This is a genomic window from Cylindrospermum sp. FACHB-282 (assembly GCF_014697195.1).
GTDB lineage: Bacteria > Cyanobacteriota > Cyanobacteriia > Cyanobacteriales > Nostocaceae > Cylindrospermum.
The window spans coordinates 1-22,546 of sequence record NZ_JACJRJ010000072.1; the positions used below are offsets into that span (position 1 = coordinate 1).

Annotated in this window: 12 protein-coding genes and 1 pseudogene; 9 read left to right on the plus strand and 4 right to left on the minus strand. The window is 42.8% G+C overall.

Annotated features, from left to right (window positions below; translation table 11 throughout):
* Positions 1-252: 252 nt before the first annotated feature.
* Positions 253-684 (minus strand): nucleoside deaminase, encoded by a 432-nt coding sequence (locus H6G32_RS24655; RefSeq protein WP_190463138.1) that lies wholly within the window; start codon positions 682-684, stop codon positions 253-255.
* A gap of 17 nt (positions 685-701) precedes the next feature.
* On the opposite strand from H6G32_RS24655, the gene H6G32_RS24660 reads away from it, so the two are divergent.
* Positions 702-1,625, plus strand: a complete 924-nt coding sequence (locus H6G32_RS24660) for a nucleoside hydrolase (protein ID WP_190463140.1) — start codon at positions 702-704, stop codon at positions 1,623-1,625.
* 124 nt (positions 1,626-1,749) lie between these two features.
* On the opposite strand, the gene H6G32_RS24665 is transcribed toward H6G32_RS24660, so the two are convergent.
* Positions 1,750-2,349: an NUDIX hydrolase gene (locus H6G32_RS24665; RefSeq protein WP_190463141.1), complete on the minus strand. Its 600-nt coding sequence runs from the start codon at positions 2,347-2,349 to the stop codon at positions 1,750-1,752.
* Between the two features lie 130 nt (positions 2,350-2,479).
* Between H6G32_RS24665 and H6G32_RS24670 the strand changes: the two genes are divergently transcribed.
* Together H6G32_RS24670 and H6G32_RS24675 are read left to right on the plus strand one after the other, a co-directional pair.
* On the plus strand, positions 2,480-3,532 hold the full coding sequence (locus H6G32_RS24670) for a dipeptide epimerase (RefSeq protein WP_190463143.1): 1,053 nt from the start codon (positions 2,480-2,482) through the stop codon (positions 3,530-3,532).
* Positions 3,516-4,562 carry a DUF1611 domain-containing protein gene (locus H6G32_RS24675; RefSeq protein ID WP_190463145.1) on the plus strand — a complete coding sequence of 349 codons (1,047 nt, stop codon included), beginning with the start codon at positions 3,516-3,518 and terminating at the stop codon, positions 4,560-4,562. The genes H6G32_RS24670 and H6G32_RS24675 overlap by 17 nt, the downstream gene beginning before the upstream one ends.
* Before the next feature lie 288 nt (positions 4,563-4,850).
* Here the strand turns inward: H6G32_RS24675 and H6G32_RS24680 are convergent, their stop codons facing one another.
* The gene (locus H6G32_RS24680) at positions 4,851-5,273 is read right to left on the minus strand and encodes a hypothetical protein (protein ID WP_190463147.1); all 423 of its coding nucleotides are present in this window, start codon (positions 5,271-5,273) and stop codon (positions 4,851-4,853) included.
* 677 nt (positions 5,274-5,950) lie between these two features.
* On the opposite strand from H6G32_RS24680, the gene H6G32_RS24685 reads away from it, so the two are divergent.
* Positions 5,951-9,118: an MFS transporter gene (locus H6G32_RS24685; RefSeq protein ID WP_190463149.1), complete on the plus strand. Its 3,168-nt coding sequence runs from the start codon at positions 5,951-5,953 to the stop codon at positions 9,116-9,118.
* 271 nt (positions 9,119-9,389) lie between these two features.
* Here the strand turns inward: H6G32_RS24685 and H6G32_RS24690 are convergent, their stop codons facing one another.
* Complete coding sequence (locus tag H6G32_RS24690) at positions 9,390-9,797, minus strand: type II toxin-antitoxin system VapC family toxin (RefSeq protein ID WP_190463151.1); 408 nt, start codon at positions 9,795-9,797, stop codon at positions 9,390-9,392.
* A 455-nt stretch (positions 9,798-10,252) separates the two neighbouring features.
* On the opposite strand from H6G32_RS24690, the gene H6G32_RS24695 reads away from it, so the two are divergent.
* The 5 genes and pseudogenes from H6G32_RS24695 to H6G32_RS24720 all read left to right on the plus strand — a co-directional run.
* Entirely contained in the window at positions 10,253-11,806 is a 1,554-nt protein-coding gene (locus tag H6G32_RS24695) for a M48 family metalloprotease (protein ID WP_190463153.1), read from the plus strand.
* A 70-nt stretch (positions 11,807-11,876) separates the two neighbouring features.
* Entirely contained in the window at positions 11,877-12,635 is a 759-nt protein-coding gene (locus tag H6G32_RS24700) for a COP23 domain-containing protein (RefSeq protein ID WP_190463155.1), read from the plus strand.
* 459 nt (positions 12,636-13,094) lie between these two features.
* Positions 13,095-18,818 (plus strand): choice-of-anchor I family protein, encoded by a 5,724-nt coding sequence (locus tag H6G32_RS26495; protein ID WP_199328239.1) that lies wholly within the window; start codon positions 13,095-13,097, stop codon positions 18,816-18,818.
* A 362-nt stretch (positions 18,819-19,180) separates the two neighbouring features.
* Entirely contained in the window at positions 19,181-19,927 is a 747-nt protein-coding gene (locus tag H6G32_RS24715; protein WP_190463158.1) for a peptidylprolyl isomerase, read from the plus strand.
* A gap of 221 nt (positions 19,928-20,148) precedes the next feature.
* A pseudogene (locus H6G32_RS24720) lies at positions 20,149-22,437 on the plus strand (peptidase domain-containing ABC transporter); the annotation flags it as partial.
* Positions 22,438-22,546 lie beyond the last annotated feature (109 nt).

The window sequence follows — 22,546 nt, forward strand, 5'->3', positions numbered from 1 at the left end:
TATTAACATAAAGGCGCGTGGGACACACGCCCTCAAAGCTCAATCAATGTCCTCATAGAGGAGTCGTTGAGAAGCCCACACTCACCCGAAGGGGAGTGTGTGGAGTATGTCACCAACAACAAAACAAGGCGCACAAACTTCGCTACCCGATAAATCTACCTTTGATGCATTTCTTCAACAAAAATTTAGAGACGTTTTCTGAAACATCTCTACATCATTTATTTTGAATTTTGAATTTTGAATTTTGAATTGTTATTTACCAATATCCTCATTCCAGAGTTCTGGTTTCTCTGTAATAAATTCACTCATCATCTGTTCGCATTCATCAAGATTCAGGTCAATTACTTCCACACCGTGAGATACCATAAAATCTTTAGCACCGGGAAAAGTTCTCGATTCCCCAGCGATAACTTTTTTAATGCCAAATTGCACCACAGCACCAGCGCACAAATAGCACGGCATTAAGGTTGAATAGAGAGTTGTACCTCTATAGCTGCCAATTCTGCCAGCATTGCGGAGACAATCAATTTCGGCATGGGTAACAGGATCACCGTCTTGCACACGTTTATTATGTCCTCTGCCGAGAATTTTGCCATCCTTGACGAGAATGGAACCAATGGGAATTCCCCCTTCTTGTCTGCCTTGTTGCGCTTCTCTAATTGCAGCTTGCATAAACTCGTCCATTTATCAATTTTCCTAATATGACAAAACAACTCGTACTATTAGATCATGATGGCGGTGTAGATGATTATCTAGCAACTATGCTGCTGTTGACAATGGATCATATCGAACTTCTCGGCGTTGTCGTCACTCCCGCTGATTGCTATATTCAACCATCTGTTAGCGCTACACGCAAAATCATCGATTTGATGGGATTTTCTCATATCTCGGTGGCAGAAAGTACCGTGCGCGGCATTAATCCCTTTCCCCCTCTTTATCGCCGCGATTCCTTTATTGTTGATCATCTCCCCATTCTCAATCAAAGTGAAATTATTAAAACGCCTTTAGTTGCAGAAACAGGGCAAGATTTTATGGTGCGGGTGTTACGGGAAGCATCTGCACCAGTAACACTGATGGTAACTGGGCCGTTGACGACGGTAGCAGTAGCTTTAGAAAAAGCGCCAGATATTGAAGCGAAAATTCAAAAGATTGTCTGGATGGGGGGCGCGTTGAATGTTGCTGGAAATGTAGAGAAAAGTCTCGAACCTGGACAAGATGGTTCAGCAGAATGGAATGTTTATTGGGATGCCGTTTCAGCGGCGCAGGTATGGAAAACCCAGATTGAAATTATTATCTGTCCTTTAGATTTAACTAACAATGTACCAGTGACATCTGAGTTAGTGCAAAAAATGGGTAAACAACGCCGATACCCCCTTTCTGATTTGGCGGGACAATGTTATGCCTTAGTTATTCCCCAAGATTATTATTTTTGGGATGTTTTGGCAACAGCTTATCTGGGACATCCAGAATATTACCAATTGCGCGAATGGGAAACGGAAATTATCACCGCTGGTTTGAGTCAAGGACGGACTAAAGTAGTTGCGGGTGGGCGGAAAATTTCTGCAATGGATCAAGTTGATAAAGCGGCTTTTTATGCTTATATCTTGCAACAATTTGCTAGGTAAAAACTAAAAATTAAACTTCAGTATTGACTGTATTAAGACTCGTGTTTTGACTCCTATCAGTAATATGATGACCGTTTAATTGACTAACCAATGTAGAGACTTTCTATGCAGCGTCTCTACATTATTATGGCTTCATGTACGGATTCTTGATAGATTGAGAAAAATCATATTCTTTTTTCATGAGAAAATTTAAACCCAAAAAGAGAGCCGCTACAGTTCCGGCAACAGAGATTTCGCCTTGAGCAATTTTATCTAACACTGATTCTATAGGAATTAAGACAACTTCAATTTCTTCTGTAATATCTAAGTTTTGCTCTCCAGCTTTGCTGACATTCTCAGCGAGAAATAAATGTATTTGATTGGTATCTTTGCTGGGTTTGTCGTAAAGTGTGCCGATTTTAATTACATCTTGGGGAATATAACCAGTTTCTTCTGCTAATTCTCTTACTGCTGCTGTTTGGGCGCTTTCTTTAGTGGGATTAAAACTTCCTGCTGGGAGTTCTAAGAAAAACTCACCGACAGCGTGTCTATATTGCCGGACAAAAACTATCTCTCGACTACTGGTAATGGGTAAAATCAATGCTACATCTGGTTTAATACAAACGAAATAATCATCTATAATTTTCCCATTAGGTAATTCTATTTCATCTTGTCTTACCTTACACCAGTGGTGATCTAAGACCATTTTTGATTTGATAGTTTTCCATTTTTTCAGGTTATTCATAGACTAAGTAGCGGATACAGTATGTATAAAAAAAATAATTTAAGAGTGAATGTAAAAAGTATAACAGATGCATTAGAATCATCTAAACTTTGAAATCACATTGTTTTTGACCCTGGTACTCAGCATAATTATGCAGATAGGTTTCACATTATTTACAGTTAATAAACGGTTTCCATTGACAATTAGCCGGGGGACAACGGCACAGACGACGAATGTATGGGTAAAAATTTCTCAAGATGGTATCGAAGGCTGGGGGGAAGCGTCACCGTTTGGTGTGGGCAATCATAGACAATCGACTGATACAATTAAAGCTGCTTTGCAGCAAGTTGTGCCGCTGTTGCAAGGTTTTAGTCCTTGGCAACGGCAGCAAGTTGAGCAAGTATTAGCACAGAAACAGGTTCCTTCATCCGTCAGGGCGGCCCTAGATATGGCTATGCACGACTGGCTGGGTAAGCGGGTGGGGCTACCATTGTGGCAAATTTGGGGACTTAATGGGGATGCCATCACACCAACTTCGGTGACAATTGGCATTAATTCCCCTGAAGGGGCAGCGGCTAGGGTGCGGGACTGGTTGCAATTTATGGATGTGCGGCTTTTTAAAGTGAAGTTAGGCAGTCCCAATGGCATAGATGCAGATCGGAAAATGCTGGAAGCGGTCATTGCCGAAGCGCCAAAAACAGAATTATTCGTCGATGCAAACGGGGGTTGGAGTTTGGAAGATGCCATAGAGATGTGTCATTGGCTGGCTGATGTCGGTGTCAAGTATGTAGAACAGCCACTACCACGAGGTCAGGAAACAGATTTAGCGGCACTCAAAAAACATTCGCCTCTACCCATTTTTGTTGATGAAAGTTGCTTTAGTAGTTTCGATATTCCCCATTTGGCAAATTATGTAGATGGTATTAATATCAAGCTGATGAAATCAGGGGGCTTAAGTGAAGCAATGCGGATGGTACATACAGCAAGGGCTTATGGGTTGCAAGTGATGTTCGGTTGCTATTCTGATAGTTCCCTAGCTAATACAGCAGCGGCCCAACTGGCGCCATTAGCTGATTATCTAGATTTAGACAGTCACCTGAATTTAATCGATGACCCTTTTACAGGTGCATTGATGGAACAAGGGAGAGTTTTACCAAATAATTTACCAGGTTTAGGGGTGCAATACAGTGCGTCTGCCGCTTAATCAAAGAACAGCTATTTTGCTGCATGAAGGTGTTAGTGGGACTGTTGGTAAAACGGGATTGTCACTTTTACGCTACAGTGACGCCCCGATTGTCGCAATAATTGACCGCGAGTCTGTGGGCAAATCCTTGCCGGAGTTAACAGGTATCAAGCGTGATGTGCCAATTGTGGCGTCGGTAGCCGCAGCCTTGGAGTACAAGCCGGAAGTTTTGGTAATTGGCATTGCCCCTAAAGGTGGTGCTGTACCAGATGATTACTGGCATGAACTCAAAGCGGCCCTAGAAGCTGGAATGTCATTGGTGAATGGGTTACACAATCCCTTGGCAAATATACCAGAGTTAAAAGCACTGCTGAAACCAGGGCAATTAATTTGGGATGTGCGAAAAGAACCACCTAATTTAGATATTGCGACGGCGATGGCCCGCACTCTGCCCTGTCGGCGGGTGTTGACTGTGGGCACGGATATGGCGATCGGCAAAATGTCAACTAGTTTAGAGATGCATTGGGCGTCAAAATTACGGGGTTGGCGTTCTAAGTTCCTGGCAACTGGTCAAACGGGTTTGATGTTAGAAGGGGATGGCGTGGCTTTAGATGCTGTGCGGGTAGACTTTGCTGCCGGTGCTGTGGAACAAACCATTATGCGCTTTGGCAAAAACTACGACATTCTGCACATTGAAGGGCAAGGTTCACTGCTGCACCCTGGTTCAACTGCAACTTTACCTCTGATTCGTGGTTCTCAACCTACTCAACTGGTGCTGGTGCATCGGGCTGGACAGGGTCATGTGCGGAATTTTCCCCATGTCCTCATTCCCCCATTACCAGAGGTAATTCGGCTGTATGAAGCTGTTGCCGGTGCCGGCGGTGCTTTTGCACCTGTACCTGTGGTGGCTATAGCTTTGAACACCAGGGATTTGGATGAGGAAAGGGCGCGGGATGCGATCGCTCAAACAACATCAGAAACAGGGCTACCCTGTACAGATCCAGTGCGCTTTGGTGCTGGACTGCTGTTAGATGCGGTAATGCAAAGTTAGATATAGCAATCCGATTTGATTTTTGAAAAAATCTAAGTATATGTAGGGTGTGTTACAGCTGACCTAACGCACCATTCAGAAGGTTTTGGTGCGTTAGCCTATGGCATAACACACCCTACGTGTATTTCAAAAATCAAATATGAGTCCTATATCAAGATAAATTTAATACCGCCTAGGACATTCTTAAAAGCTCAAACTCAGTGATGACAAGGGTTTTAGTTTTGCATGATTGCATGATTGCATGAGTGCCTTCTGCTATGTCTAGCTCTTTAGCCGAAAATACTCTAACTACTTGTAGAAGACAAGGACATCACCACCACTGAGAACGTCAATGGCAACTACTTGACCGATATTGACGTTGTTGCTGTTCAGAACATTCTTAATCACCTGGTTACTATTGAGAATATTGCGTAAGGTGATTATCTGAACAGTGTTTGTATTCAGGGCATTATTGAAAGCTTCTACATTATCGTCATTGAGCAAATCCTTAACATTAACCAGCTTCACCTGGCTACTGGTCAGATTATTTAGAAGACTCAAATCGTTAATCTCAGCACTGACGTTATTGAGAGCAGCAATCAGATTCTCGAAGGCGGCTTGATTTGTTGTTTCCTCTGCCGCTGCCGGTTGGTTGATTGTTAAAGATGGAACACCGAACATAAACAAGCCAGCACCAACAACAGATGCTATTCCTACACGAGTGATAGCCATAAATGAAACCTCTTGCTAATAAAGTGATGTAATAATATTTACAAAAAATTTATTCTAAATCATCATTCTACGGATTGAGTTACGATTTACCTAAATGTATGACTTAAGCCAGATAAGAAGAAAGTTTCCAATTTATGGAAAATTATTCACCAATATTAGTGCAAGCTGGCAAAAGATCATCCTATTGTCAATTACCGACCTTAATCGGCATTCCATGATATGGCATGATTTCACTTTGGATGAATAGGTTGTGCGGCTGTAATACCAGTGCTTACCAGTAGCCAAGAGCAATCCTAATCATCCAAAACCACATATCTAGGTATTCTTTCAGCGGAAAGACCCTAAGCAACAGAAAAAACCCAGCAGTGCTGGTTTTTTTTGCTATTTATCAATCTAAAAACCAATACTGAGTAACTGATTGCCAGATAGATATATTCATCTTCCAGCATAGAACCCTATGTATCGAATGGCAGAAGACTTTAGAGAAAAAATGAAGCTAATCTGTGTGTATGGGATCACAAAATTCGACTTAAACCAGATTTTAATCACCTAATAACCGAAGCAGACAAAAACCATAACTACTAAAATAAATTTGTTCGCTCATGTCGGCTTACAGGTGAGAAAGTCTAACATCAACTGCTAAATTGACCTCTGTATATGAGTGATAAGAGGAAACTATGATTTTTCCAATTTCGATACCTACTTTCAAATGGTGCGCTTTACAATTGGGGTTAGCACCGATAACGACGACTGGTGAAATTTTTACACTAGAACAAGCACCTTATGTGTTTTCTAGTCCTAAATTTTTGGTGGCATTGCTATGTGGAATAGTCATGGCGTTTGCCTTTCAATTATTATTAACAAATCTTTCGTTAGCTTTGGGAATTTCAGCCATCGGAACTGGCGCATATTCTGATGAAGATGATGCCGAAACATTGGGAGGTACAATTCGCAAAGCTGAAGCTAAAGTTGGTACTTGGGCACTTGTTACGTCCAGTGTTGCATTATTCATCGCTTGTTTTCTAGCGGTGAAAATTAGCTTGATCGAAAGTGCGGTTTTGGGGGCAATTATCGGTGTAGTTATTTGGTCTAGCTACTTCACGGTAATCATGTGGCTGGGTTCGAGCGCTGTAGGCTCTTTAGTTGGTTCTTTTGTTAGCACTGTAACTTCTGGGCTTCAAGGTTTGCTGGGTACAGCAACTACTGCTCTTGGTGCTAATGCTGCTCAAAGACAGATGGTTTCTACGGCTGAAGAAATTACCGCCGCAGTCCGCCGAGAATTAACTTCAGGTTTTGACGCTGAGAGTATTAGAAATACCCTACAAAGTTCTTTGAAGTCTCTAGAGTTACCAAAGCTAGATGTCAAACAAATTAGAGGTCAATTTGACCAGCTTTTAAAAAATGTAGATTTGCGAGATATCGGCAATAGCGAATTACTCAAAAATGTTAATCGCCAGACTTTTGTTGATTTAGCCAGCAGTCGTACAGACTTGTCTAAAGAAGAGGTAAATCAAATTGCCGACCAACTGGAAGATGCTTGGAAGCAAGCTTTAAATCGCCAAAATCCAACAGAGAAAGTACTAAATTTACTGAAGTCTGCCAGCCCAGATGAGCTAACTTCAGAAAAGTTAAATGAAAGGCTTCAACAATTGATAACTGTGGGTGGTAATGGCAAGCAAACTAATGGGATCATGAATCAAGCTATTAAATATGGCTTGGGCGCTGCTGGGGCAGCAGTGTTAGAAAGAGTGAACATTTCTGATGTCAATGTTCAAGAAATTTCAACTGAATTGAAAAAGCTTGGCGGTAAGGTTCAAGATGTTGATATCGATAGAATTATTCGTCAACTGAAAGACTTTGCTAACAAAACAACTGAGCAAACAAGTAAAATTCGTACTCAATTAGCTGGTAAATTCCCAACACAACCTCAGAATACTATTAAGACAGATGTAGAAGAGTATATTCACAATTCTTTTCCTTGGCATTTCAACCGGATTACGGTTCAAGATGAATTCAGAGAAGTCATTTATGATCCAAATGCAGACGCTAGAACTGCGCGTCGTCAGTTGGAAGAACTGAATCAAGATTACTTTGCTAATTTGCTGAAACAACGAGGTGACCTCAGCGAAGACAGAATTAAAGAAATTGCGGAACAATTGGAAAGCATTCGTCAAGAAGTTTTACAAATTGTTCGGCAGGCAGAAGGAGAGGAAAAATCTCAAGACCTTCGCAGTAGAATAGAAGATTATCTGCGGAATACTGGTAAGGAAGAATTGAATCCAGAAGGTATTCAGCGCGATTTTAGTACTCTGCTGGAAGACCCAGAAGCTGGTTTTGAAGATTTACAGAATCGCTTGGGTGAGTTTGACCGGGATACTTTTGTACAACTACTCCAGCAACGCCAAGATATCAGCGAAGAGGAAGCTAATAATATTGTTGGTCAACTCGAAAGCACTCGTAATAATTTCATCAATCGTGCTAGAGAATTGCAAGAACAAGCAAGAGCTAAAGCCTCGGAATTGCGTCAACGGATAGAAGATTATCTGCGGAATACGAACAAAGAAGAACTCAATCCCGATGCTATTAAGCATGATTTTCGAGTTCTGTTGGAAGATCCGCAAGCGGGAATAATTCTTCTACGCCAACGCTTATCGCAATTTGACCGCGATACCTTGGTACAATTGTTGAGTCAGCGTCAGGATTTAAGTGAAGAACAAGTCAATCAAGCTCTAGACGCTTTGGAAGAAGTGCGAGATAATATTCTGCAAGCGCCGCAGAAAGTTGCAGATAAGGCGAAAGAGCAGTATGAACAAACAACTTCAGCTATTGCTGAATATCTGCGGAACACCAACTTGGAAGAACTCAACCCAGAAGGTATCCAGGAAGATTTGCAAAAGTTGCTGAGTGACCCCAGACAAGGGACTTTAGCATTACGCGATCGCCTTTCACAATTCGACCGGCAAACTTTAGTTAAACTACTCAGTCAGCGTCAAGATTTGAGTGAGGAGCAAGTTAACCAAATCATCGACTCGGTTCAACAAGCCATTGATAACATTGTCAAAGCACCCCAACGTTTAGCGCAACGCACCACCCAACGAGTGGTAGACTTTGAAGCAAATCTGGAAAACTACCTCCGCAACACCAACAAAGAAGAACTTAATCCTGAAGGGATCAAGCGCGATTTGCAATTGTTGCTGTCTTCACCCCGTGCGGGTATTGGTAGTATAAGTGATCGGGTTTCTCATTTCGACCGTTCTACATTGGTGGCGCTGCTTTCTGGGCGTGAGGATATCTCAGAAGAAGAAGCTAACCGAATTGTAGACCAAATCGAATCTGTGCGTCACTCGATTGTCGAACAATACCAGGAGATACAGCAGAGAGTGCGATCGCTAGTTGACAGAACTTTCGACAAAGTTCGCGACTATCTCAACTCTCTGGAGCGTCCCGAACTCAATTATGAAGGCATTCAGCAAGATTTTGCTAAAATATTTGACGACCCGCAAGCCGGATTTGAAGCATTGCGCGATCGCCTTTCACAATTCGACCGTGATACCCTAGTTGCTCTCCTCAGTTCCCGTTCAGATATCTCCGAGGAGCAAGCCAATCAGATTATCAATCGCATTGAATCTGCACGAGATAGCGTCTTACACCAAGCCGAACGCATCCAGCAAGAAACCCAAAGAAGACTCCGAGCCATTAGAGAACAAGCGAAAAAGCAAGCAATTGACAGCAAAAAAGCCGTTGCAGATGCTGCTTGGTGGTTATTTAACGCCGCTGTTGTCTCTCTAGTAGCCTCAGCAGTAGCTGGAGTTTTAGCCGTAATAACTCCCAATCTATTGGTTTAAAGCAATTTTCAGGTAAATAAACCATAGATTATCCTAGGGACACAGCATTGCTGTGTTCCTACTCATTATTTGAAAAGCTCATATTCTCGTCTTCTCTAAGAACTCGGAAATATGAGTAAATATCTAATTTACCAATAAATTAATTAGAAATAAAGTATTAAGTGAATCTGTGACGTTATCAAAGATGAGCGTTTATATTTGAGTAATATTCAAGAATGTATTAAGCATATAGAAAAATACACAAAAGGTGGCAAGGAAGAATTTATGCAATTCAATCAGTAAAACGCCAATTTTCAATTTGTAAATTAGGTACTCTTTGAAATTCTCGAACATTAGATGTGACAAGAATATGATTATGGCTTATTGCTGTTGCTGCAATGAGCACATCATAAGCACCAATAGGAGAACCTGATATCTTGAGAATACTTCTAATTTGGGCAGATTGCTCTGCTTCTTGCGAGCTAAAAGGTAAAATTGTAATTGAGATTAAGAATGTTTCAATTATAGGCTGGATTTTGACGGCTTTTTCGGGATTAATTGCTAATCCATATTTCACCTCCATAAGTGTTAAAGATGAAATAAATATATCAGCGGGAGAAACAGATTTTAATCGGTTTAAGGTGTTTTGTTCTCCTTTGACGAAATCACTAACTACACAGGTATCGAGTAGATAACCCATAACTAAAATTGTACTTCGGTAGGTGGTAATAGTTCATCTCGATAAGATTCAAATAAGATACTTTCTACTACACCTTGATGTTGCATAATGATTTCTGGCCAAGTGGTGGATTTTGTTTCCAAAAAAGTAACAAAAACACAGCTTTCAGTAATCCCCTGTGGTGTTTAGGCAAGTTCAATTTTGCCGTTTTTATAAATTCCTTGAATAGTTTGTAACATAGATTGTCCTCCTAAGTAAATTTTAGCTTATTCCTGATGTAAAACAAGGTAATGAAGATTATTGCTGATAAGTTGAGTTGAAGCAGGTTGGAATTTTTTCCAGTCTAATTGTCATCAAATGTAAGATTATTTGATAATTTATAGAAATCGGGTAATCAAGATCACTCTTGCTCTAGGCGGTTGTGGGTCGTTGCTCATAGGATGGGGAAAACAGCCTTTTTATAGGTGGGCCCCAGCATGAAAAGAACCTGGAAATCTCTGCTGCTATCCTTGAACTGGCTATTACTGTCAGTTGGGACATCAATTTTGATTATCCTCACACAGCCCATAGCACCAGTTCCCGCACAAGAACCTGCTATAAGTCAGGAAACACCAGCACCAACACCAGAAAGCGCTACCCCAGAAAGCAAGGAACCTGCACCCAGTCCCGAAGAAATTGCTCGTCAGCAAAAACTAATTGAGGCGGATAAGCTATATTTGGCGGGACAAACCGCAGAAGCAGAAAAAATTTATCGTCAGGTGAAAGCACCTTTTGCGGAAACTAGCGCCCCTCAAGAACGCAAAAGTGCAATAGTTGACCCCACGCAACTATCCCCAGCAGGTAAGGTATACTGGCGGGAATCAGAGGCGGGGATAGCAAAGAAATTGCAAACCAGAACTTTAGTACCTCTGCGACTTTTGGTTGAACAGTCTCCAGAATTTATCCCTGGTCATATCCGATTTGCTGAAGCTTTAAAACAATACGATCGCCCCAAAGAAGCTATAGATATTTTAGAACGGGCGGTTTCCCTTTATCCCAATCAACCAGATTTAGTTAAAGCCAGAGTTACAGCCCTCGCACAGGCTAAAAAATGGATGGAAGCGTCTTTAGCTGCGCGTCAATTTGCCATTCTCAACCCCCAAGACCAAAGAGCACCTGAGTTTACCAACTTAGCAGAAGACAATCTCAAACGCTACAAATCCCAAATTAAAGAAGAAATTAGAGGTAATGCCCTCGCCAATATTATCACCGGCGCGGTAGGTTACGCCGTTACAGGTAGTCTTCTGGGGCCCTTTTCGGCCATTGATTCCACCATCATGCTGCTACAAGGTGAAAAAGCCATCGGGGAATCGGTGTCTAAGCAAGCAAAAAAACAACTGGAGTTAATTGTAGACGATGAGATTTTGGCTTATGTCAATGATATTGGTCAAAAACTGGTGAAAGCAGCCGGAAGGGATGAGTTTAAATACGAGTTCTTTGTCATCGCCGAGAAAGACCTCAACGCCTTTGCCCTGCCTGGAGGTAAAATTTTCATTAATGGGGGTGCGATCGCTAAAGCCAACTCAGAGGCAGAATTAGCTGGTTTAATTGGGCACGAATTATCCCACGTAGTTTTATCCCACGGTTTCCAATTAGCCACCCAAGGCAACCTCGTCTCTAACATTACTCAATATATCCCCTTTGGCGGCACCGTCGGTCAACTCTTTGGACTCAGTTACAGCCGCGACATGGAACGACAGGCAGATACTTTAGGTACCAGGCTGATTGTCACCACAGGCTACGCTGCTGATGGCTTGCGTAATTTAATGGCGACACTAGATAAACAACAGAAAAATGCTCCCCCCACTTGGTTATCTTCTCACCCTGGGGGTAACGAGCGTGTTAGCTATTTAGAAAACCTGATTTCTCGTAATAGCTACAACCGCTACGCCTACGAAGGAGTAGCACGACATACAGAAATTAAAGCACGGGTGAAACAGCTACTGAAAGAGAAAAAAGAACAAGAGGAAAAAAAGGAACCTGGTAAATGAATCAAAAACCAAAATTTTGCGTCACTAGAACTATCAATGTCCCTAGCTGTTTCCAGTGAAAGCTAAATTTATGTCATTACAACCGCTGAAGTTTGTATTTTTGAGCAGTCTAGGTTTATCTTTATTCCTAGGCAATTCCGTGGCATTTGCCCAAGTTGATAATTCCGGTAGTGTAGTAGTCCCAACAGGCACATCAACAGATACAGCACCCATACCGACATCAACCACCGTTGACAGTGCAACTCGGTTTAGCTGTAAGTATAACAATGGCCAATACACCGTCATGTATCAGCCCCAAAGCCAACCAGGTCAATTTTACCCTTGGGCGGCGCCGACAACCTTGGGTGGTGGTTGGGATGCACAAAAACGCTGTGAAGCGATCGCCTCTCGCTTAGAATTATATCGCCCAGATGGCTTGCAAGAACTGCAAACAGCTTTTGAAAATAACGAAAACATCATCTGCGTCACAACTGAGGCTAACACTGGCTGTCGAATTGTCCTGACAGTTCCTCGTAACAAAGACCCCATCGCTGTCCGCAATAGCGTATTCCAAAACTTGACTACTGCTGACAGTGGACAACAAACTACAGCCGTCAACACTTACAGGAATAGCAGTCAAGGAGGAGCCAACGAATTATACAACTTAGGTCGCACCATTTTCGGCGGTAGCAAAAAGCCAGTTACTGCAACTAAAAATGGCATCAATCTCAAACCTTACCTCGACCCCAGAGACGGCGGAACCGCCACCAGCCTGAGAAAAACAGCAGCAACGGTTCGTCCAACCCAACAGCAAACCCCCATTCGCTTAAATCCTCGAATATTCCGTTAATTTTAGGTGCTCTTTCCATAGAATATTTTCGGATAATTAAGCATAAATTAAACTCAATAAACCTAAAATTTCGCCCCTTTGTATATTTTTACAAGGGGGTTTTTGCAATTAATTATATCCTTAACCTTTTGCTAGCTATTTTTTAATCTTATCAGAATAGTTTTGGTGTATCAAAACCCTTGATGTTGTTTTGCTTTAGGAATAAAGACTCAATATCTCTTGTAGGGTGCGTCAGATGTCGAAAATCTGTTGATTGTTACGGAATTATCGAGTATGACCCACCCTACAAAGCCATGACAGTTGCGTAAGTCCTGTGCTTGTGAAAAAACGGACGTCGCTGCGTTCCAATTCAAAATTCAAAAGATTCAAATTATCTGAAATTTGGCTTTTAGTTTGGATTGTAGCCACAGATTCCCAGATTAATTTAACTATTAATTAATTGCCAGGAGACACTAGATTATGACTTTGACACAAGGGGATATTGCTTTTACCTCCTTCAATGCCGATGAAGATGGCTGGTCTATTGTCACATTTGTAGATATAGACCCGAATACGATCATTTACTTTAGCGATAACGAAGCTACTAGTCTGACGAGTTTTAACACTGGGGAGTCTTATTTACAGTGGAACTCAGGCGCTAATACCATCGCTGCTGGTACCGTAATTCGCTTCAGTGCAATTGATAGTTCTACTAATTTAGCAGCGTCAATTGGTACATTAAGCCGGGTTACGGTGTCTGGTAGTTCTAACTACGGTCTAAGTGCATCTAACGAGACTGTTTATGCTTACCTTGGAACTAATGCTACCAGTCCGACTGTATTTTTAGCCGGAGTTTCAAGTGAGGGGGCAGATAATCTGACTTCTGCGGGACTAACCGATGGGGATAATGCAATTGTCCTCAATAATAGCGCTGACTACGGTGAGTACAATGATACGCGCAGTGGAGAGACAAGTTTTGCCAACTACAAAACCCTGGTTAACAACGCCAGCAATTGGACAGTCGATACTACTAATGACTATTCTGGGACAGTTCCCGATACCACCAACTTTGCGATCGCAGGTGTAACTCCCACTCCCACAGTCAACTTATCAGTCAGCACTAACACAGCAACAGAAGCCGGCACAACAGCAATCACAGTCACCGCTACTACCTCCAGCGCGGTTTCAGGTGATCAGACTCTAAACTTGGCTGTGACAGGAACAGGCATCACCGCAGGAGATTACACCCTCAGCAACAGCACCATTACAATTCCTAACGGTTCTACCATAGGTTCTGTCACCTTTACAGTAGTGGATGATGCTGTAGTTGAAGACCCAGAAACTGCAACTCTGACCATCAACAACCCATCAGCAGGTATTACACTCGGCAGCACCATTACTCAAAACATTACCATCAGCGATAATGATGGGGGCGACAACAGAGTTCTCATAAAAATTGGTGGCTTTACTGGTAGTGGGGCTGAAATTACTGCTTATGATCCAGTTTCCCAGCGACTATTTGTTGTGGATGGTACAGCAAATATTCAAATTATCAATTTTAGTGACCCCAACAACCCGACACCATTTTCAACGATTAACCTCTCGGCCTACGGTATCAGTGCCAACAGCGTAGCGGTCAAAAACGGCTTAGTGGCGATCGCAGTTGAAGCCACTAATGCCAATGACCCCGGCAATGTTGTTTTCTATGACACCGATGGGAACTTCATTAAAGCCGTGACTGTTGGGGTACTTCCTGACATGGTGACATTCAGTCCCGATGGCACAAAAGTACTCACCGCTAATGAAGGACAACCCACCAGCACTGGTGATCCTGTCGGTTCTGTCAGCATCATTGATCTTTCCCAAGGAGCAGTTAATGCTACTGTGTCCACCGCTAGCTTTACCAGCTTTGATGGACAAGAAGAAGCATTGAGAAATCAGGGTGTTCGCATCTTTCCTGGTAAAACTGTTTCCGAAGATGTGGAACCAGAATATATGACATTTTCCCAGGATGGGAGTGAAGCTTGGGTAACACTGCAAGAAAATAATGCGATCGCAATTATCGATGTTGCCACAGCCACAGTCACCAAAATTATCCCCTTGGGACTAGTTGACCATAGTTTACCAGGAAACGAACTAGATGCCAGCGACCGGGATGGGGGAATTAATATCGAGAATTGGCCAGTATTCGGGATGTATATGCCCGATGCGATCGCTTCTTTTACCGCTAATGGTCACACCTACTACCTTACTGCTAACGAAGGAGACGCCCGCAACGAAGAAGCACGAGTAAAAGATTTAAATCTCGACCCGACAATTTTTCCTAATGCAACCACACTGCAACAAGATGCCAACCTCGGTCGGCTCACCGTTTCCAACATTGATGGTGATATCGATGGAGATGGTGATTATGATCAGCTTTACGTCTACGGAACTCGCTCCTTCACCATCTGGGACGACCAAGGGAATTTAGTTTACAACAGCGGTGCAGACTTTGAAAAAATTACGGCTCAACAAGTTCCCGATCTCTTTAATTCCGATGGTACTGCTGGCAATATCGACAGCCGCAGCGATAACAAAGGCCCAGAACCAGAAGGCCTAACAATCGGAGTCGTCAATAATCGGACTTATGCCTTCATCGGTTTAGAACGAGTTGGTGGGGTGATGATCTATGAAATTACCAACCCACAAAAACCCCAATTTATCCAGTATTCCCCCGCTCAACCAGGTGATCAAGCTCCTGAAGGTATCAGTTTTATCGCCGCTAACGACAGCCCGAACGGCGAAAACTTGCTCATCTTGTCCAACGAGGTAAGCAAAACCGTCACTGTCTATCAAGTAAATCTGCCAACTCGCATTAGTGACATTCAAGGTGCCGCACACCGTTCTCCCCTAGAAGGTCAGACGGTAAATAATGTCTCCGGTATTGTCACCGTTGTCCGTACCAACGGCTTCTACCTCCAAGACCCCAACCCAGATAGCAACGATGCCACATCCGAGGCGATTTTCGTCTTCACCTCATCAGCACCAACGGTGCAAGTGGGAGACTCAATACAAGTTAGCGGTACAGTTACAGAGTTTCTCCCTGGTGGTAATAGCAACAACTTAACCACCACAGAAATTACTAGCCCGACAATAGTCACCCTATCCACTGGTAACCCTTTGCCAACAGCCACCATCCTCGGCAACGGTGGAAGGGCCATCCCCACAACAGTGATTTCAAATGATGCCACAGGCAACGTTGCCACTAGCGGCACATTTGACCCATCTGAGGATGGCATCGACTTCTACGAAAGCCTAGAAGGAATGCTCGTTCAGGTAAATAATGCTGTAGCCATAGGTCCAACGAATAGTTTTGGCGAAATTCCAGTATTGGCCGATAACGGCGTCAATGCAGGTCTCCGCACAGATCGTGGTGGAATTGTCATTCAACCCGGAGACTTTAACCCAGAACGCATCATCATTGATGATGCCATTATCACTAATGAACCCCAAGTTAATGTAGGTGATCAGTTCAATGGCTCGATTACAGGAGTCATAGACTACAGCTTTAGCAACTTCAAGCTGTTGAATACCCAAGCTTTACCCAGCGTCACATCCGGCGATTTGCAACAAGAAGTCACCAACCTAGCTCCCACAACATATCAACTCACTGTTGCCACCTTTAACGTAGAAAATCTTAACCCCGGTGATAGTGCAACTAAGTTTAACAACTTAGCTAGCCAGATTGTAAATAACCTAAAATCACCAGATATCATTACTCTGGAAGAAATTCAAGACAACAACGGGGCGACAAATGATAGTGTCGTAGATGCCAATACAACCTACCAGACGCTGATTGATGCCATAGTTGCAGCTGGCGGCCCCACCTATGAATATCGGCAAATTAACCCAGTCGATGATCAAGACGGTGGGCAACCTGGGGGAAATATTCGTCAAGGTTTCTTGTTTAACCCCAGTCGCGTCAGCTTTGTAGATATTGCTGGCGGCACTTCCACCTCTAACACCACAGTTACTAATGTCAATGGTGTTCCCACCCTTTCGGCGAGTCCCGGACGCATTGAACCCACTAACTCCGCTTTCGACAACAGCCGCAAACCCTTAGTTGGTGAATTCATTTTCAACGGTCAAACTGTCTATGTGATTGGCAACCACTTTAATTCTAAAGGTGGTGACCAACCTTTATATGGGCCGAATCAACCACCAACTCTCACCAGCGAAACGCAACGCAACCAGCAAGCGACAGAGGTGAAAAACTTTGTCGAAAGCATTTTGGCAATTAACCCCAAGGCCAATGTAGTGGTGATGGGTGACATTAATGATTTTGAGTTTTCTCAGCCCCTCAGCACCCTGGAAAGCGCTGGGCTGACACCCTTAATTGAAACTCTGCCAGAAAACGAGCGTTACACCTACAATTTTGAAGGCAACGCCCAGACTCTTGACCACATTTTAGTTAGTGACAACTTGCTCAACAACCTGGATGGGTATGATGTGGTTCACATCAATTCGGAGTTTGCTGACCAAGATAGCGACCATGACCCCAGTGTAGCTAGGTTTAATCTCAATCAAGCACTAGTTATAGGAACTGCTATTGAAGACCAAACAGCTACCGAAGACACAGCCTTCAGCTTTACCTTTGCTGCGAATACCTTTATTGATACTGGAGATGTCCTCACCTACATCGCTACCTTGGAAAACGGTGAACCCCTGCCCAGTTGGTTGAGCTTTGATGCTGCTACCCGTACATTCAGTGGCACTCCCGCAAATGGGGAAGTGGGTAACTTAAACATCAAAGTCACCGCCACCGACATTTCTAATGCATCTGTCAGTGACGTTTTTAAACTCACTGTTGTAAATACCAATGATGCCCCCACAGATTTGGCATTGAGCGCCACTAGTATCAACGAAAATGTTCCAGCCAATACAATCGTCGGTACATTTACCACCAGCGACCCCGACACAGACAACACTTTCATTTACAACTTTGTTTCTGGGACAGGGGCAACTGATAATGATGACTTCATCATTGATGGTAATATTCTGAAAATAAAAAATTCCCCAGACTTTGAAACCAAGTCAACTTACAATATTCTGGTTAGCAGCACCGATCAAAATGGACTCTCTTTTGAAAAGTTATTAGCGATCAATGTCAACGACATCAATATACCAACTACCCTGACAAAGAATGCTGACAATGATATCTTTACCATCAAAGGTGACAGCACTAAAGCCAAATTCCAAATCAGTCTCACAGGCAGCAGTTCTAATGCGGTGAATGAACTGGGAGCTTTCACTGTGGATGATGCTCAAGGCAGGATTAACGGTATTGCTCCCGGCGCTGCAGGTTACACCGAAGCAGCTTTAGACCGAGCCAAGGTAATTTTCTCCGCTATTGCCAATTTACCTAATGGGTTTAATACTGAAAATCTCACCCGGTTACTGGAATTTAACTCTAGTGATCACCTAAGATTTTATTTGGTTAAAGGCAGTTCCACTGATGCTGTACAGACTCAAGTTTCCCCAACTACGGCTATATTATTTGCTGACCCCTCAAACCAAAAGATTACCGATTTAGGCGATGATGGGTTCTCCCTGGCTTGGAAGGATGGGTCTAATAACAGTGATGCAGACTTCGAGAATTTAGTGGTGAAGATTAAACCCACAAATCAATCTTTAACTCTGGGTACAAATCTACAAGACAATTTAGAGGGCGAACTGATTGATTTGCGGAGTTTCACAACTCAGGTGAAGGCTGATTTTGTGGTCAACAGAGAAGCTGCTTTTAATAACTTTGTCGGCTTCTATCAGGTGAGTAATGAGAATGGTGGTATTGATATCAATGGCGATGGTCAGCTAGATATTCTCCCCGGACAGGCTGGTTATACTCAAGCAGCGGTGAGTGGACGTGTTGGGGGTATTGAATTAACGGTAAATAATCAAGGTACTGCAACTTTTAGCGGAACTTTTCAGCCGGGTTTGATCTTAGCTCCGTTTATTATCGTTAATGGCGGACCTGATGCCGTTCTTGATAACAATCAAAATAATGATCCAGCCGTTTACTTCCCATTCTTAGGTGCTAATGCAGATAAAGCTGATCATATTCGCCTGTTGGGTGATAACGTCTTTGGTTTTGAGGATCTGGTAAATGGTGGTGATCAAGATTTCAATGATGTTGTTATCAGAGCCAATTTGAGTGTTACTTAGGTCACTACCTTTTTGATATACCCCTGATGATAAATCAGGGGTTTCTATAACTGGACTAGTAGATGGGAATTTTGAAATTCTCATTTTGAAAATTTTTTAATATTTCCGGATATTTGCAATGTTACAAATTTGTGATATTTTTATCTTACATCTATAACTATCGATACCCTTGCTAGTAAGCTTAACAAGGACAAGGATGGTTTTTAAGATGGTCATTAATATGTGTTGAAAAATATACAACCTAAGATACGGTAATTAAGGTTATATAACCTTAATCTACAAATACCCTAGTCTCAATCGGTTTCTACTATTTTTTTGAAGCTAGATAAATTATACCGGTGGCAACCCTGATCACAAAAGATATGAATCCAGTTCTGCAATTGGGCGATGACAGGCCACAAGCCGCCTCGCGTCTAGGCACACTGACGACCGCAGAAATTTTGCAATTGTTGGCAGAGCACCAAATCCTGCCGCTATTAGTCAAAGAGATGATCATCGACCAAGCGATCGCACAGATTGAGTCCACGCCACAAGAAGAAAAACTCGCCTGTGAACAATTAGCCCAACAATCTCAAGGGCGACAACCACCAGGTATGAGTAAAGAGCAGTTACAGCAGATCGCAATCCGCCAATTAAAACTGGACAAGTTCAAAGAAACCGCTTGGGGCGGAGATATAGATGCTTACTTTTTCCAACGCAAACCCCAGTTGTCTAGGGCAATCTATTCCCTGATTAGTACGAATGATATTGGTATGTCCCAAGAAATCTACTTCCGCATTCAAGAAGGTGAACAGTCCTTTGCCCAACTAGCGCGGGAATATGCTCAAGGGCCTGAAGCCCAAACAGATGGTTTAGTTGGGCCTGTGGAATTACAAACCATCCATCCAGTTTTAGCAAAGTTATTATCTATCAGCCAACCGCAGCAACTTTTACCACCGACTCAAATAGGAGACAAAATCATCATCGTTCGCCTAGAAAAGCTACTACCAGCCCAGCTAGATCGCTCAATGCGTCAGCGGTTACTGAATGAACGCTTTAGTACTTGGCTGCAAACAGAGATGGCGTCTCAAAATTGGCTGCTTCAGCCCCCAGATATTGCAACTGTTTAAACAACCCAGTGCATTGGGCATAATAAATGACTCAGGAACTGCTAACTAAAAAAATGTCCCATCGTTGTGGCAGCAGGGGAGCAGGGATCTTTCTAGCTGGGGGAGTAAGAAAAATAGAATCTGAATAAATTGGATAATTTATTTTTTGCAGTTCCCTCATGGCCAGAACAATCCCCAATCGCCAATAATATCCTTAAATAAACTTATTAACCCAATTAGGCATGACTTATATTAAAACTGCTTTTACAGAATTTATCACCACCCTTGAGGGATTTGATCAATTACCAGATGAAGCGATCGCCAATTTATCATCACAAATCCAAGCATGGCGCTACCGCATCGGTCAAAAAATCATCAGTAAAGAACAACTCCCCGAACAAATAGCAGTTATTTACGAAGGACAAGTACGGCTGTTGGGATACGATCCTCAAACCCAACTACCAATTACCTTAAACAAGCTGCAACCGGGGGCAATTATTGGCGAGATTGGTTTACTACGGCAAGTTCCCTGCGAAACTGCGATCGCATCCACAGAAGTAATATGTTTAACATTGAATGCAGCCGGATATTTACGCTTCCTCTCTGCCTACCCAGCTTTTGCCAATGCACGCCAAAACAATAGCCATTTAGCAGAAATTTTCGATATTCTCAGCCCACAACTAGCAAAGCAAGCTAATGCCAGTATCGACTTTAAAGAACTCGCCCAAAAAGCCCTATTAAATACACAAATCCATTACCTCCCTCCCGGAAGAACTTCCTTTAATCAACTGGAAAGTCACAGAATCTGGTTTGTCAGTGGCGGTAGTCCAGTAACCAATTTTCCCCCCGGTTCTCGCTTAGAAGCCAAGGATGATAGAGCAAAAATCGAAGTCACAGGAAACAGCCCAGCGCGGTTGCTTGGTCTACATCCGTCAGATTTATTCTTGCTAGATAGTCATCAGGGAGAACTCCTTCCCTACAGCAGCAAATCAAAAATTACAGATGAGTTAGATATTCCCTACAAGGAAGAAGCCGAAACTCCCCCAGCCAATTCTGAGCCGCCACAGGGTAGACAAAAACGCCAAAAATACCCGTTTTTCCCCGGTAAAGGCGAATTAAATGCCACCCTAGCCTGTTTCCAAATGCTGACAAAGCACTTGGAAATGCCCTTTCGTCGGGAAGTAGTGCGCCGCATCTTGACCGAGCAAACGAAACGTCAGGGTAATCTATCTTTCCAACTTTGTGCTTACCTAGCAGAGTTAATTGGACTCAAATCACAGTTAGTAGATATTCCCACAACCTCAGTAACGCGGCTGCCGACACCGGCCTTGATTCGCTATGGTGATAGTTATGCGGTTTTATATGCAGCAGACGAAAGTAATATTGTTGTGGGTGTGCCACATAAAGGCATTGTCTACTGCAAACCCGCTCAACTGATCGCCCAATTAGAAGTTGACGAAACTAATCTGCCACCACAAATTAGGGTATTACTGCTCACTGCTACTAAAGAAACACCCCAGGAGCGCTTCGGATTACGGTGGTTTCTTCCCTATCTATCACGCCACCGTCGAGTACTTATAGAAGTCTTTATTGCTTCCTTTTTTGTGCAATTGGCAGCATTAGCTAACCCCCTAGTTGTTCAGTTAATTATTGATAAGGTAATTGCTCAAAATAGTATTAGTACTCTACATATTTTGGGAATTTTACTATTAGTAGTAGGACTGTTTGAAGCAGTACTAACCACCTTACGAACTTATTTATTTGTCGATACCACCAACCGCATTGATATGGGTTTGGGGTCGCAAATTATCGACCACTTACTCCGGCTACCGCTGCGCTATTTTGAACGGCGGCCAGTGGGTGAACTTGCCACTCGCATCAATGAATTAGAAAATATCCGTCAGTTTCTTACCGGTACTGCCTTAACAGTGGGGTTAGATGCCCTCTTCTCGGTGGTTTATATCGTCGTGATGCTGTTTTACAGTTGGCAACTCACCCTGGTAGGCTTAGGCACTATTCCCTTGTTTATAGTTATCACTTTAATTGCCGCTCCCACTATCAGCCGACAGTTACGTTCTAAAGCTGAACGCAATGCCGAAACTCAATCCTATTTAGTTGAGGTAATGTCAGGAATCCAAACTGTAAAAGCGCAAAATATCGAATTGCGATCGCGCTTTTCCTGGCAACAGCGTTATGCTCGTTTTGTGGCAGCTGGGTTTAAAACCGTGATCACTTCCACTCTGGCCAATTCTGCCAGTAACTTTCTTAACAAACTCAGCAGCTTACTGGTTTTATGGGTGGGAGCTTATCTAGTACTTCAAGGAGATTTAACCCTAGGTGAATTAATCGCCTTTCGGATTATATCCGGTTACGTTACCAGCCCAATATTACGCTTGGCTCAACTCTGGCAAACCTTCCAAGAAACTGGGTTATCTCTAGAACGTTTAAGCGATATTGTTGATACCCCACAAGAAGGAGAAACAGACCGCGATAACATTCCCTTACCTGCAATTAACGGTGCTGTAAAGTATTGGTAAACTTCTCTGATTTTATAGACAGACATTACCAAATATAGATAAATGTATTAAGATAGTTGTCAAGGTTTAGAACAACAAATATGAAACTATCAGATTATGCTAA

Bases quoted from the DNA above. Each gene is read 5' to 3' on its own strand.
- H6G32_RS24660 (WP_190463140.1), top strand. From the start codon at position 702: ATGACAAAACAACTCGTACTATTAGATCATGATGGCGGTGTAGATGAT.
- H6G32_RS24655 (WP_190463138.1), bottom strand. From the start codon at position 684: ATGGACGAGTTTATGCAAGCTGCAATTAGAGAAGCGCAACAAGGCAGA.
- H6G32_RS24715 (WP_190463158.1), top strand. From the start codon at position 19,181: ATGAATCCAGTTCTGCAATTGGGCGATGACAGGCCACAAGCCGCCTCG.
- H6G32_RS24680 (WP_190463147.1), bottom strand. From the start codon at position 5,273: ATGGCTATCACTCGTGTAGGAATAGCATCTGTTGTTGGTGCTGGCTTG.
- H6G32_RS24695 (WP_190463153.1), top strand. From the start codon at position 10,253: ATGAAAAGAACCTGGAAATCTCTGCTGCTATCCTTGAACTGGCTATTA.
- H6G32_RS26495 (WP_199328239.1), top strand. From the start codon at position 13,095: ATGACTTTGACACAAGGGGATATTGCTTTTACCTCCTTCAATGCCGAT.
- H6G32_RS24685 (WP_190463149.1), top strand. From the start codon at position 5,951: ATGATTTTTCCAATTTCGATACCTACTTTCAAATGGTGCGCTTTACAA.
- H6G32_RS24700 (WP_190463155.1), top strand. From the start codon at position 11,877: ATGTCATTACAACCGCTGAAGTTTGTATTTTTGAGCAGTCTAGGTTTA.
- H6G32_RS24665 (WP_190463141.1), bottom strand. From the start codon at position 2,349: ATGAATAACCTGAAAAAATGGAAAACTATCAAATCAAAAATGGTCTTA.
- H6G32_RS24690 (WP_190463151.1), bottom strand. From the start codon at position 9,797: ATGGGTTATCTACTCGATACCTGTGTAGTTAGTGATTTCGTCAAAGGA.
- H6G32_RS24670 (WP_190463143.1), top strand. From the start codon at position 2,480: ATGCAGATAGGTTTCACATTATTTACAGTTAATAAACGGTTTCCATTG.